Below are 13,335 nucleotides of genomic sequence, written 5' to 3'. Positions count from 1 at the left end.
TAGTTTCGATTACTTATTTTCATTGCTTCATTATTTTCTTTGACAAATTATTTCCGTCTACAACCACTTCAACAAAATAAATTCCTTTTTCGAGAAATGATAAATTTATGGCTTTGGTGTATTTATTATTCTCATTATTTAATTCGGAATTGTAAACACTTTGCCCCAACGTATTTTTTATTTCAACTACTACTTTTTTGTTAGTTTGATTTTTTAAATACAAGGTCACAATAATGAAATCGTTAAACGGATTGGGAATAATTTCAAATTGAAAATTGGGATTTTCAAAATTATTTACCCTTGTGATAACAATAGTACTTGATGCACCTTCACACTCATTCGTGTCTGTTACTATAACATAAAAACTTCCTGTATAGGTTGGTATATAGTAATAGTTAGTGGCACCATTTATTGATCCACTATCTACACTAAACCATTGATACGAAACAGCTGCTGACGAAAACAATGTATCGCCCGATTGTGTAATTGATGGTGCTGGTATTTGATATTCGTTTATAAAGCCGGGTAAAGTCAACGTGTCGCAACCCCCGCTGTTACAGGCTATAAGCGTAACATCAAAGCTGCCATAGTTGTTATAGCAAATACCAATTGGGTTTTGGTCGGTCGAAGTTGAGGGCAATGCACCGGTAAAATTCCATTGCCACGATGTAGGATTATTTGTACTAAGATCGGTAAAATTAATGCATTGCTTTTCGCAAAAAATGGTATCGCTTGATTGGAGGTTTATAATTGGAGCTTGAGCAACATTTATGCAACCACCACAAGTTGAATCAGGAACGAAACGCCATACGTCATTTTTAAAAGTAGGCCAATTTTCAGAACCCCCAAACAACCAAAGATTACCTTGCAAATCGATAGCTGCATTGCCACCCCATCGAGAAGATGGAAAATTTGTCGCTGCCGCAAGGCCTTTAATTCCATAATTACCAGCCTGATTGGAAGAGATACTCCCATTTATTCTCCTCCATAAATTTAATGCTGGGTCATATTGCCACAAATCATTGAAGAAAGTGCCATAACTATTATTGGCACCACCAAACATCCAAAACTTTCCGCAAGCATCGGTCCAGCAATAGCGGTTTTCGCCACGTCCTCCGGGCATATCAGAAATTGCCGATGTGCAATTTGAAACATAGTTGGCTGCAGTATTTAAATTTGAATTTCCATTTACCCATGTCCACATTAATGTGTTGGTATTATACATCCACATATCGTTATAAAATCCATTGGGTGTTTTACCACCCATCAACCAAAGGTTGCCTGTCAAATCTTTCCAGTGCGCAAAGTTTAATCGCGAACCAGGAGTATTAGATGGTGTTGCTACTCCTAATGTTCCATAATTACCCGGTGCCCCTATTAAAGACGAACCATGCATCCATGTCCAGCTATTGGTTGCTATATCATATTTCCATAAATCGTTATTATTAATATTACCATTATCGCCACCGCCAAACAGCCACAAATTATTATTTGTATCGGTCCAGCTTGTTCCACATTCAAATCGTGGTGGAGGATCGTTGCTTGGCGAAGACACTTGATATGTTCCATAATTCCCTGTTGTGTTAGACGTGTTACTTCCATGCATCCATGTCCATTCGTTTGTAGCTATGTTGTAACGCCAGAGGTCGTTCATTGGGCCATTCAGTGCAGGACTCCAGCCACCAAATAACCATAAGTAACCATTTAAGTCTATCCATGAGGCAAAGCCCCAGCCGCGTGCTCCGGGGGTATTGGATGTGGATGCTATACCCAATGTGCCGTGTAACGGTATTTGGTTTGTTGTTCCCCCGGGTCCTTCAACCCAAGTCCATTCATTGGTGAGTGGATTAAATTTCCATAAGTCAGAATAAAATTGTGACGAATTATTATACCCTCCATAAAGCCAAAAATTTCCTTGCACATCGGTCCATTCACAAGCCTCGTACATTGCAGGAGGTGTGTTGAGTGAAGAGGCTACTCCCTTTGTGCCGTAAACCCCTGAGGCATTTGCGCCACTGCTTCCGTTCATCCATGTCCACATATCAGATTGTGCATGGCTCAAGTCGAATGATATTACAAATAACATAGCCAGGAAAAATTGGCGATAAATATTTTTCATTGAGATTTTATAAAGTAAGTAAAACTGCTTATTAAATAGAATTGTAAATCTACATAAATTTTTTTTGAGGCCTTTAAAAAATCGATAACGATTACCAACTAGCCAGTTCGATTTCAAAAGCCGAATAGAATTAATAAGTTATGAAAAAAATGGTCATAACCTCAATAAAACACTTACGAGATTCGACCAGGATTTTGCTTTTAATTATTAATCTAAAAATATGCAGCTACTCTTCGCCAAAACAAAACAATGTGAAAGTAAGTAAAGGCCTTTTTTATTGAGAGGCGATTTGTTATAGGTTTCAAGTTCAAAATCAAAATTTTAAATAATTAAGCAAGCTCTCATGAACTAAGAGTGTTAAATTGATTTCAAATGGAGAGATAAAATAGGGGTGGCTTAAGCAATATTCTTTGGGTAAATACGTGCATAATCCAGTCTCATTATGGAGGTAACTTGGTTGTCAAGGAGCAAGTATTCCGGTTAAAATAGCATTTATAAGCAACTTATATTGGCAGCTCTATAAACAAATGAGGCCACATCTGGCAACGAATGGAAGACTCAAAATTTTCTTGGCTTTTTACATTTAATTAGTTATTAACAATTCTAAAAACTTTTGTTAGTTTTGCCTTCTCTTAAACTTAAAACAAATCTATGCGTAACTTATTTTTTATGGGAGTGGTGGTAATTATACTAAGCAGTTGTGGCAAAACCATTAACCCAAGTATTATGTTTAAAACTCCAAGCGATTTCCCCTATACCACCGATCAAACAATAGGTAATGTGGAGTACCGAATTGCACCCTTCGACATAATTGAATTTTCGTTGTTTAGCAACGATGGTGAAAAGCTCATCGAGCGCTCCATATCCTCAGGAAATCCAAATGCCTCTTTTAACCTTTCAAACAATCAGGCCATAGAACGTGGCATACAATATGATGTAGATTTGGATGGCAATGTAAAACTTCCGCAAATTGGTAAAATAAAGATTAAAGAAATGACCATTTCGGAAGCTGAAAAAATGCTTGAAGAAAAATATTCGGTTTATTATAAAAAGCCTTTTGCAATTGTTAATGTTATAAATAGAAGAGTTATCGTATTTACTGGCACAGGTGGCTTAGGAAGGGTAATACCGTTGCAAAATGAAAACACAACACTGATAGAGGCAATAGCTATAGCTGGAGGAATAACACAAACAGGAAAAGCCAGAAAAATAAAGTTGATACGCGGTGATACACGAAACCCACAAATTCAACTTATTGATTTAAGTACAGTAGAGGGACTAAGGCAAAGCAATTTGCTACTACAGGCAAACGATATAATTTATGTAGAACCTGTACCAAGACTATCGCAGGGAATACTGGCCGAAGTTGCCCCCATAGTAGGAATCATAACGAGCGGATTACTGATCTATAATTTTATCAATCAAATTAACTCCAAATAAGGATGCCTAAAAAAAAGATAACCCAGTTTAACGAAGATTTCGATTTTCGGTTATTTGCAACCATTGCACGCAAAAATGTAATTTGGGTAATGCTTTTTATCGGAGTTTGTATGTTGTCGGGTTTTCTATTCATCCGGTATACACAACCTACTTTTGAGGCGGCATCGTTAATAAAAATTTCGAGTGAAAACAAAGCAAACAAAATATTAGATATAAGTAGCAATTACCTGAATGACGATCGTTCGCGACTTGCAAGCGAAATGGAAATGATTCGTTCAAAAGTGATTGTAGAGCGCTCATTAGTCAGATTGCCGCTCGACATCAGTTATTTTTTGCGAGGTGCCGTTCTCGATTTTGAGATGTATCGTTCTTGTCCTTTTTATATAGGGTATGAAATTAAAGATTCAAGTATTTTTGGAAGAGCTTTTAATATTGAATTTGTAGATAAAAACAACTATACCATCTCGTATAAAAATTACGATGGCAAAGAAGAATTAAAAGCAACCTATAAGGCAGACACCTGGGTTGATTTGCCGGCACTGCGCATCAAAGTAATACCCATCGATTGGCCAAGAATATTGGAACATCAGGCAACAATAAAAGGAGGCGCTTCGTATTATTTTATCTTAAATGATATGGCAGCACTTGTGCGCGATTATGCTGCTAAGTTGCAACTAACAGTGGTAAACCCTGAAGCACGCACACTGCAAATAAAATTGCAGGATTATAATGGGCCTAAAAGTTCAGATGTAGTAAATAACATAGCCAATGAATTTATCAACTACGATGTTGAGCGAAATAATGCCACTGCCAATAAAGTACTGGAGTTTATTAATAGTACTATTTTAAATGTAGAGTTACTGATGAATAATAGCGAAGATTCATTGCAGGACTTTAAAAAGGAAACTAAAGTTTTTACACCAGCAGGTACTATTACCAACTTGCAAAATCAGTTTAATGCTTTGCATCAAACATTAATCAATGCGCAGTTGGAATACAGCATTTACGATGATCTAAAAAAAGAATTATCCTTGAGCAAAGAACCCAATCAAATGGTGTTGTCACTCTTTGGTATTCGCGATGAGGGAGGTATAGGAGATTTACTTGAGCAGTTAGTAATGATGATGAATGAAAAAAATCGCATGTTGGCACAAACAACAAGCGAAACCAGTTCGTATAAGTTGCTCGATACACAAATTCAGTCAACTGTAAGTTTTATTGTAAGGTCAATAATTAATCAGCAAGAAATTATTAACGCAAGAATTCAAGCTACACGCAAACAAATTGGAGAAATAGAAGGTCTTGTAAATAAGTTGCCGGAGCAAGAAGCTCGATTTGCCAGGCTTGAACGATTGTTTAATGTAAACGAAAAATTCTATGAACTCTTACTAGAGAAAAAGGCTGAGTTTTCAATTATTAAAGCAGGGTATGTAGCAGAAAATATTATACTTGAACAAGCAGCAGCGCCTCGCTATCCTGTTTCGCCAAAGAAACCATTAATTCTAAGTACCGCCTTATTGTTAGGTATTTTTTCAAGTTTTATTCTCATAGTGAGTAAGTACCTTATGTACAACGAAATTACCTCACTTGACGAAATTGGACAATATACCGATGCTGCATTATTGGGAATAGTTCCAAAGTATAAGCGCGCAATTCCTATTTCACAATTATTGGTTGATAAGAATCCCAAATCCATAATTTCGGAATCATTTAGGAGTATTCGAACTAACTTACAATTTATCAATGTAGAAGGCCCTAAGAAAGTAATGGCGGTAACTTCAACCATTTCAGGTGAAGGAAAAACGTTTAATGCTATTAATCTTGCTGGGGTTATAGCTTTTTCAGGAAAACGGGTAATAATTCTGGATCTCGATTTGCGCAAGCCTAAAATTCACCTTGGCTTTAATGCTGAGAATCTGCGTGGGGTTTCAACAATTTTGATAGGCAAAGATTCGGTAGAAAATTGCATTATCCATAGTTCGCTTGAAAATCTCGATTTTATTACTGCAGGCCCAATTCCTCCCAACCCTTCAGAGCTTATTCTTGCCGCACGCATGGATGAAATGATTGTTAAGCTTAAGGAAAGTTATGATATGATAATTATTGACCTTCCGCCTGTTGGAATAGTCAGTGATGGAATTCCAATTATTCAAAAAGTTGATTATCCAATTTATATTGTTCGAGCAAACTATTCTCGAAAAATGTTCATTCACAATATCAATAAACTAATGGATGAGAATAAGATTTCAAGATTAGCTGTTATATTGAACGGTGTCGAAATGTCGAAACTCAAATATGGCTATGGCTATGGGTATAGCTATGGCTACGGGTATGGCTATGGGTATGGCTACGGGTATGGCTACGGGTATGGCTATTACGAAGAAGACGCACAAGACAATTCCCTGATGGGAAGAATTAAGTCTTCAATTCCATTTCTTAATAAGAGCGACTCTTAAGTTGAAGTAATTTATGCTGGTTGAAAAATTTCAGATAGATGGATTGCTTTTACTTGCACCGAGAATTTTTGAGGATAATCGCGGGCATTTTTTTGAATCTTATAACAAACTAAGATTTATGGAGGTAGGTGTTACAGATGACTTTGTTCAGGATAATGAGTCTATTTCGCAAAAAAATGTTTTGCGAGGGTTGCATTTTCAATGCCCACCTTATGCTCAGGCTAAGCTAATTCGTGTTGTGCAAGGCAGCGTGCTCGATGTGGTGGTAGATTTACGGAATTCATCGCCTTCCTACGGCAAGCATATCTCATTTGAACTTACTGCCAACAAGGTACAGTACCTTTATATTCCGGTTGGCTTTGCACATGGATTTTTGACATTGGAAGACAATACAATTTTTCAGTATAAGTGTTCAGAATATTATAAGAAAGAAGCAGAGAGTGGAATTGTTTGGAATGATGCTGATTTGGCTATCGCCTGGAAAATATCGAACCCACTCTTAAGCGAAAAAGATTTAGACCTACCATTGTTTTCCAAGATGGTTAAAGTCTTTTAAAAAAATGCAAGACATCAATACATCCATACTACACACCAGTACCTTTCTTATTTATGGAAGCTATTTTATTTTTTCGCTTCTGTTTTCCTTTTTATTAAATAAGTTGTTTTTGAAATTCAGCGATACACTAGGAACAAAAAATAATGGAGCAGGAGAGGTGATACGATGGAGTGCCACAACCAAACCGGTATTAGGAGGTTTGTCTTTTTATATACTTTTCCTTATGTCGGTGGCCATATACTTTGCCTTTTTTAATACCGGTGTCAATGTGAGCACGGTTAGCAATTCGTTTATTGGAATTATTCTGTCGATGGCTGTAGGTTTCTTAGTGGGTCTTGCCGATGATGCCTATAACACCAAGCCTTTTCTGAAGTTTTCTGCTCAGTTTGCTTGTGGCTTTATTTTAATTGCAACAGGGGTGTACATAAAAATATTCGATAATAATTACATCAACTATGCCTTAACCATGTTTTGGGTAGTAGGAATTATGAATAGTGTAAATATGCTCGATAATATGGATGGAATAACAACCACTGTTTCTGCTTTCATTATGTGTGCATTTTTTGGGTCTCATTATTTTACATAAGGATTATAATAACCTGCATTTGATAATCATTACCGGTGTACTTGCTTCACTTTGCGGATTTTTATACTTTAACTGGAACCCAAGCAAAATGTATATGGGAGATACCGGCAGTCAGTTTCTGGGCGTGTTTCTTTCAGCATTTGGTATCATTTATTTTTGGAACGACTACTATGTTGATCTTTCAGCCGATTTTTCGATAATGAAACGAGTACTTACGGTGGCAGTTGCATTTGTATTGCCCATAGTAGACACTACGGTGGTTGTTGTTAATCGATTGCGGCAAGGGAAATCGCCATTTGTTGGCGGTCGCGATCATACTACGCATAGCCTTGCTTACATGGGTTTGACGGATAAGCAAGTGGCTATCGTGTTTGCAATTATTGCTGCTAACTCAACCATCATGTTGCTTTTTATTAAATACTTTATCAATGCCTGGAACAAAAATTATGAAGTAATTTTTGCCATCTATTTTATAGCATTGCTATTGTTTTTCTTTTATGCAGCCAACCGAAAAATGATAATGGAAAAACGTGACACGGATAAAAGCAAAGGGGCAACAAAAATTAAAGTTGCATAAAAGCTGCAAGTTTATTTTTCTCTAAATATTTTGTCTTATCAATTGTCGTTTTGGCTTCTATCAAAAATTTTAATTGTTAAAAGCCCGACAATAAATCCACCGATGTGCGCGGCATACGCAACCCCATCCGATTTGCCACCAAGCATGCCAAGACCACTTACAATTTGAAATCCAATCCAAATACCTAGCGCCCAAATAGCTTTCAAGGGAGAGATAAAACGTAATACTAAAACATAAACCGTATTGCGAGGAAACAATAAAAGGTAGGCACCCAATACAGCAGAAATGGCGCCTGATGCGCCAAGACTTGGCATTTGAGAATTTTGTGCTAGTAATTGGGTAGCAAATACATGACTAAGTGAAGCAATTATTCCGGTGAGCAAATAAAACAGAATGTAGCGCACATGCCCCAAACGGTTTTCAATATTATCGCCAAATACAAAAAGGTAAAGCATGTTTCCGCCAAGGTGTGCCCAACCTCCGTGCATAAAAATGCTCGTAATTAATGTGCCCCAAACCGGAATCGGTGTTTCGGCAAGCCCCGGTAATCTCCATTGGTGACCGGTAATTTCATCAATAATGATTTTCGAGTCGGTTATAAGATCGCGCCCCGTCAGGATTTCGGCAGGTACGCAAGAAAAAGCGTAGGTGAAACCATCATTGGCCCCATGCCCTGCAATACAACAAATACAAAAATATTAATTGCAATAAGTGTGTAGTTTACAAAGGGGGTGATAATTCTGTCTGAATTATCATCATACAATGGCATCATCGTCCAACAGTTTTAAGAATCAAATAACGCGATTTTTCTCCGAAGCAAGGATGTATCTCATTGTGTTAATAACCCCCAAAAAAAATTCATGTACGTACATGTAATTTTGTATTTTTGCGCCCTTAATTTTAAAAATCGAAATCAAAAAAAATGAAAAAGAACATTTCAGTATTGACCGTGCTAGCATTAGTGGCAAGCACAATTTTTATCTCTTGTGGCGGAAGTGGAAGCGAAACAGCTACCACAGACTCTACAGCAACTACAGCTGGAGAAGCTATGACTTTGAATGTAGATCCTGCATCAAGTTCAGTTAATTGGATGGGCGAAATGCTTGGCGTTTATTCGCATAGCGGAACAGTAAAACTGAGCAGTGGCGAAGTTATGCTTGCTGGTACGAATGTAACCGGTGGTAAATTTACTGTTGATATGAAAAGCATTAACCCTACCGATAGCAATTACAATGCTGCGGAAGGTCATACTGCTGACAAGTTGGTGGGACATTTAGCAACTGGGGATTTCTTTGCTGTTGACAGCATCCCAACTGCTTCATTTGAAATCACAAAAGTAGAAGGCAATGTGGCAACCGGTAACCTAACAGTTCGTGGCAAAACCAACGAAGAGCAAGTTAAAGACATTACCGTTACCCAGGAAGGTGATGCTTATAAAGTTTCAGGTAACCTTACCTTCGATCGTCAGAAGTATGGTGTAGCTTACAAAGCTGCTAAGGATATGGTACTTAGTGATAATATTGCTTTGAAGATTGACTTGATGGCACGCAAGTAATTATCATTTTTTATTATAGTTAAAAAAAATACCGGAGCATTGCTCCGGTATTTTTTTTGTGCTTCAGCACTTTATTATAAAAGAAATTTATCGGCTGAGGTAATTCGTTCACCCACTGGAAATTATCCTAATCCTTGCAACTGCTTTTCTAAGATTGCAATTTTTCCCTCGGCATCCGATTTCTTTTTTTGCTCCATAGCAATTACTTCAGGCTTGGCTTTGGCAGTAAATTTTTCGTTGCTAAGCTTAGCATCAAGCGATTTCAAAAAGCCTTTTAGGTATTCTATTTCCTTGCCTATTTTTTCGCGCTCAGAGGCTGCATCTATTTTTCCGGATAATGGAATAAAATATTCAGTTTGATTAATAATAAATGTAGCTGCATTATCAATAGCAGCATCTACGTAATCTATACCGCTAATGTTGCCTAGTTTCTTAATCATCTCTTCCATCGCAATTGACTTCTTTGATTTAATCATCAATTGCAAAGCATCTTTGGGCGACAACTGCTTTGAAGCACGTATGTTTCTAATTTGAATAACTACTTGCGATGTTTCTTCAAAATCTTGTATCACTTTTGCATCAGCAGTTACGGCTGTGGGCCAGGATGAAACTACAATGCATTCGCGCGTATCGCGTGTGCGGGCAAGATGCCATAACTCTTCGGTAATAAATGGCATAAATGGATGTAACAACTTGATAGAGTCTTCAAACAGTTTAATGGCTTCGTTATACAACCATTGTGATACCGGTGCAGCTTGTCCATCCTTGTATTCGGGTTTAACCATTTCTAAAAACCATGCGCAGAAATCATCCCAAAGTAATTTGTAACTAGTGAGCAGCGCATCATTGATGCGTAACTTATCATAGAATTCGTTTAGTTCATTAATTACAAGTGATAGTTTGTTACGATACCATTGCACACTCTGAGTTTCGAGCAGGGTTGGTTGGGCCTCGGTATCCACTTCCCAGCCATAAATTAATCTAAACGCATTCCAGATTTTGTTGGCAAAATTTCTTCCCTGTTCGCATAAGCTGTCATCATATAATAAATCATTTCCTGCAGGTGAGCATAGCAACATGCCTACACGCACGCCATCGGCACTGTATTTCTGCATCAATTCAATAGGGTCGGGGCTATTGCCCAACGACTTACTCATTTTGCGGCCTTGCTTATCGCGAACAATGCCGGTGAGGTAAACATTATTAAAAGGACGCTCGTTGCGGTATTCATATCCTGCAATAATCATTCGTGCAACCCAAAAGAATAATATCTCTGGGGCAGTAACCAAATCATTGGTTGGATAATAATAGTTGATGTCTGCATTAGCAGGATCTTTAAATCCATCAAACACGCTTATAGGCCATAACCATGATGAAAACCAGGTGTCAAGCACATCTTCGTCCTGCGCAATGTCTTTTGCACTGATCGTAATTCCTTTTTCGGAAAAAAGTTTTATTGCCTCATCGGCTGTTTTAGCAACCACAAATTCGCCATCATTTGTATACCATGCCGGTATACGTTGGCCCCACCACAATTGACGCGATATGCACCAGTCATGCACATTGGCCATCCAGTGTTTATAGGTGTTAATGTATTTATCGGGCACCAGCTTAATGTTTCCATTTAATACATTGGCTAGTGCAGGTTGCGATACTTTATCCATTTTTAGAAACCATTGCATACTTAGCTTTGGTTCTATGGCTGCATCGGTGCGTTCGCTATAACCTACCTGGCTTTTATAATCTTCAATCTTTATAAGGTACCCGGCAGTTTCCAGCTCTTTAGATATTTTCTTGCGTGCCACAAATCTATCCTCATTCACATAGCGCCCTGCACGTTCGTGCATGGTGCCGTTTTCATTTAATACATCAATCGTTTGCAATTTGTGTTTTACACCAAGGGCATAGTCATTGGCATCATGCGCAGGGGTAACTTTCAATGCACCGGTTCCAAATTCTATGGTTACATAATCATCACAAATTATGGGTACTTTTCTTCCTGTAAAAGGAACCATAACAAACTTACCATGGAATTTCTTGTAGCGTTCATCTTCGGGATGAACGCACACTGCCGTATCACCCAAAATTGTTTCTGGTCGCACGGTGGCAATGGTAATATAATTTCCCGTTTCGAATTTTTTATTTAATTCATCCGCATCATCCGGATTAAAATGCTCTTCCATATCAACCACAGGATACTGCACGTAATAAAGTTTTTGCATTACTTCTTTGCGAATAACCTCTTCATCGCTAACGGCAGTTAGGCCTTGCGGGTCCCAGTTTACCATCCGCACTCCACGATAAATTTGACCTTTTCGATATAAGTCAATAAATACTTCTATTACTGCTTCGCTCAGGTCATCTTCCATGGTAAAGCGCGTGCGCTCCCAGTCGCATGACGCACCAAGTTTTTCAAGTTGCTTTAGTATGATGCCTCCATATTTTTCTTTCCACTCCCATGCATGTTTCAAAAATTCTTCCCGTGTCAAATCCTTTTTGTTAATTCCTTTTTCTTTTAACATGGCCACTACCTTGGCTTCGGTAGCAATCGAAGCATGATCGGTACCCGGCACCCAACAGGCATTTTTATTCATCATGCGTGCCCTGCGAATGAGCACATCCTGAATCGTATTATTAAGCATATGGCCCATGTGTAATACACCCGTAACATTAGGCGGAGGTATTACAATCGTGTATGGCTCACGCTCATCAGGTACTGAGCGAAAAAATTTTTGCTCCAACCAATGGGCATACCATTTGTCTTCTACTTGTGCTGGATCGTATTTACTTGCTATTTCGTGCTTACTCATAAACGGTTCGTTTTGCGGGCAAATATATTGATTATAGAATCAATAGAAATTCGGTAGTGAGCAAAACATGCCTATCATGCGAATAAGTTTATGCATGTACCACTTTAAGAGCTGACTATAACAAATAAAAAAAATAAGAGCCAAACGGTTTACACAGCGGTGGGTGTTTTTACTACACTTTTATATTTCGAGAACTGACAAATAACTGCCACTGGATAAGAACTACTTCAATGATATTGGGATAAGCTCGTGTTGGTTCTAACTTGTCACTACATGGCTTTCATTTTTTTATAATGTGATAACCTTTTATTCGTGTACTTTTGCATACAGAAATAGATTATTAAATTGAATCGTAAAGATTTTTTAAAGACTATGGCCTTGATTCCTGCTGCCGGTTCTATTCTCGATGTAAAAGTATTCGGAAGCATTGCTTTGGGATTTAGTAATACTGCGCGTATGCCGGTATTATTTTTAGGTCATGGCAGCCCCATGAATGCGATTGAAGAAAATGAATTTGTTAGAGGCTTTCGTACCGTGGCATCTGAAATTGCATCGCCACAAGCCATCCTATGTATTTCGGCACATTGGGAAACTAAAGGAACTTTTGTTACGGCTATGGATCATCCACGAACGATTCAAGATTTTGGTGGTTTTCCACAGGCATTATTTGATGTGCAATACCCCGCTCCTGGTAGTGCGTTACTAGCGCAAACTACTAAAGAGATGGTTACAGCAACTGAGGTTGGTATGGATCATCAATGGGGCCTTGATCATGGAGCGTGGAGTGTAATAAAACAAATGTATCCCAAGGCAAACGTGCCGGTAGTGCAGTTGAGCCTTGATTATACAAAGCCTCCGCAATATCATTACGATCTTGCAGTGCAACTTGCTGCGCTGCGCAGCAAGGGAATTTTGATAATAGGAAGTGGCAATATGATACATAACCTTGGCCTCGTTGCCTGGGATAAATTAAACGAAAAGGAGTTTGGTTATGATTGGGCCTTGGAAGCACAGGCTAGTATGAAAAAGTTTATTCATCAAAAGAATCACCAATCGTTAATAAACTATAACAAACATGGCCGTGCATTTGAGTTGTCAATTCCTACTCCTGAACATTATTTGCCATTATTATATATACTTGCATTGCAAGACAAGGATGAACAACCTCAATTGTTTAATGATAAAGCAATAGGTGGAAGCCTTACTATGACATCAGTTAGAATCGATAAAGTTTAA

At 38.1% G+C, this 13,335-nt stretch carries 9 protein-coding genes and 1 pseudogene; 7 read left to right on the top strand and 3 right to left on the bottom strand.

What is annotated here, in order from left to right:
- Positions 1 to 19: 19 nt before the first annotated feature.
- The gene (locus tag IPO27_00895) at positions 20 to 2,119 is read right to left on the bottom strand and encodes a T9SS type A sorting domain-containing protein (GenBank protein ID MBK8845168.1); all 2,100 of its coding nucleotides are present in this window, start codon (positions 2,117 to 2,119) and stop codon (positions 20 to 22) included.
- A 651-nt stretch (positions 2,120 to 2,770) separates the two neighbouring features.
- Here IPO27_00895 and IPO27_00890 point away from each other — a divergent pair.
- The 5 genes from IPO27_00890 to IPO27_00870 are packed head-to-tail and all read left to right on the top strand — an operon-like array spanning position 2,771 to position 7,734.
- Positions 2,771 to 3,559: a polysaccharide biosynthesis/export family protein gene (locus IPO27_00890; GenBank protein MBK8845167.1), complete on the top strand. Its 789-nt coding sequence runs from the start codon at positions 2,771 to 2,773 to the stop codon at positions 3,557 to 3,559.
- 2 nt (positions 3,560 to 3,561) lie between these two features.
- Positions 3,562 to 6,015, top strand: coding sequence for a polysaccharide biosynthesis tyrosine autokinase (locus IPO27_00885; GenBank protein ID MBK8845166.1), 2,454 nt, complete (start codon positions 3,562 to 3,564; stop codon positions 6,013 to 6,015).
- 13 nt (positions 6,016 to 6,028) lie between these two features.
- Positions 6,029 to 6,571 (top strand): dTDP-4-dehydrorhamnose 3,5-epimerase, encoded by a 543-nt coding sequence (gene rfbC / locus IPO27_00880; GenBank protein MBK8845165.1) that lies wholly within the window; start codon positions 6,029 to 6,031, stop codon positions 6,569 to 6,571.
- Positions 6,572 to 6,575: 4 nt separating this feature from the next.
- Positions 6,576 to 7,157, top strand: coding sequence for a hypothetical protein (locus IPO27_00875; GenBank protein ID MBK8845164.1), 582 nt, complete (start codon positions 6,576 to 6,578; stop codon positions 7,155 to 7,157).
- Positions 7,135 to 7,734, top strand: coding sequence for a hypothetical protein (locus tag IPO27_00870; GenBank protein ID MBK8845163.1), 600 nt, complete (start codon positions 7,135 to 7,137; stop codon positions 7,732 to 7,734). The genes IPO27_00875 and IPO27_00870 overlap by 23 nt, the downstream gene beginning before the upstream one ends.
- 38 nt (positions 7,735 to 7,772) lie before the next feature.
- On the opposite strand, the pseudogene IPO27_00865 reads toward IPO27_00870, so the two are convergent.
- Positions 7,773 to 8,506: pseudogene (locus IPO27_00865) on the bottom strand (rhomboid family intramembrane serine protease).
- Positions 8,507 to 8,656: 150 nt separating this feature from the next.
- Here IPO27_00865 and IPO27_00860 point away from each other — a divergent pair.
- Complete coding sequence (locus tag IPO27_00860; protein ID MBK8845162.1) at positions 8,657 to 9,289, top strand: YceI family protein; 633 nt, start codon at positions 8,657 to 8,659, stop codon at positions 9,287 to 9,289.
- A 122-nt stretch (positions 9,290 to 9,411) separates the two neighbouring features.
- Here IPO27_00860 and IPO27_00855 read toward each other — a convergent pair whose 3' ends face one another.
- Positions 9,412 to 12,099, bottom strand: coding sequence for a valine--tRNA ligase (locus tag IPO27_00855; GenBank protein ID MBK8845161.1), 2,688 nt, complete (start codon positions 12,097 to 12,099; stop codon positions 9,412 to 9,414).
- 372 nt (positions 12,100 to 12,471) lie between these two features.
- On the opposite strand from IPO27_00855, the gene ygiD reads away from it, so the two are divergent.
- The gene (gene ygiD / locus IPO27_00850; protein MBK8845160.1) at positions 12,472 to 13,335 is read left to right on the top strand and encodes a 4,5-DOPA dioxygenase extradiol; all 864 of its coding nucleotides are present in this window, start codon (positions 12,472 to 12,474) and stop codon (positions 13,333 to 13,335) included.

The sequence above is a fragment of the Bacteroidota bacterium genome (genome assembly GCA_016714535.1).
Classification (GTDB): domain Bacteria; phylum Bacteroidota; class Bacteroidia; order AKYH767-A; family OLB10; genus JADKFV01.
This window is presented reverse-complemented; position numbering and strand designations above follow the sequence as displayed.

Excerpts from the sequence above, each read along its gene's own strand:
- IPO27_00885 (MBK8845166.1), top strand. The coding sequence starts at position 3,562 with ATGCCTAAAAAAAAGATAACCCAGTTTAACGAAGATTTCGATTTTCGG.
- IPO27_00895 (MBK8845168.1), bottom strand. The coding sequence starts at position 2,119 with ATGAAAAATATTTATCGCCAATTTTTCCTGGCTATGTTATTTGTAATA.
- rfbC (MBK8845165.1), top strand. The coding sequence starts at position 6,029 with ATGCTGGTTGAAAAATTTCAGATAGATGGATTGCTTTTACTTGCACCG.
- ygiD (MBK8845160.1), top strand. The coding sequence starts at position 12,472 with ATGGCCTTGATTCCTGCTGCCGGTTCTATTCTCGATGTAAAAGTATTC.
- IPO27_00890 (MBK8845167.1), top strand. The coding sequence starts at position 2,771 with ATGCGTAACTTATTTTTTATGGGAGTGGTGGTAATTATACTAAGCAGT.
- IPO27_00855 (MBK8845161.1), bottom strand. The coding sequence starts at position 12,099 with ATGAGTAAGCACGAAATAGCAAGTAAATACGATCCAGCACAAGTAGAA.
- IPO27_00875 (MBK8845164.1), top strand. The coding sequence starts at position 6,576 with ATGCAAGACATCAATACATCCATACTACACACCAGTACCTTTCTTATT.
- IPO27_00860 (MBK8845162.1), top strand. The coding sequence starts at position 8,657 with ATGAAAAAGAACATTTCAGTATTGACCGTGCTAGCATTAGTGGCAAGC.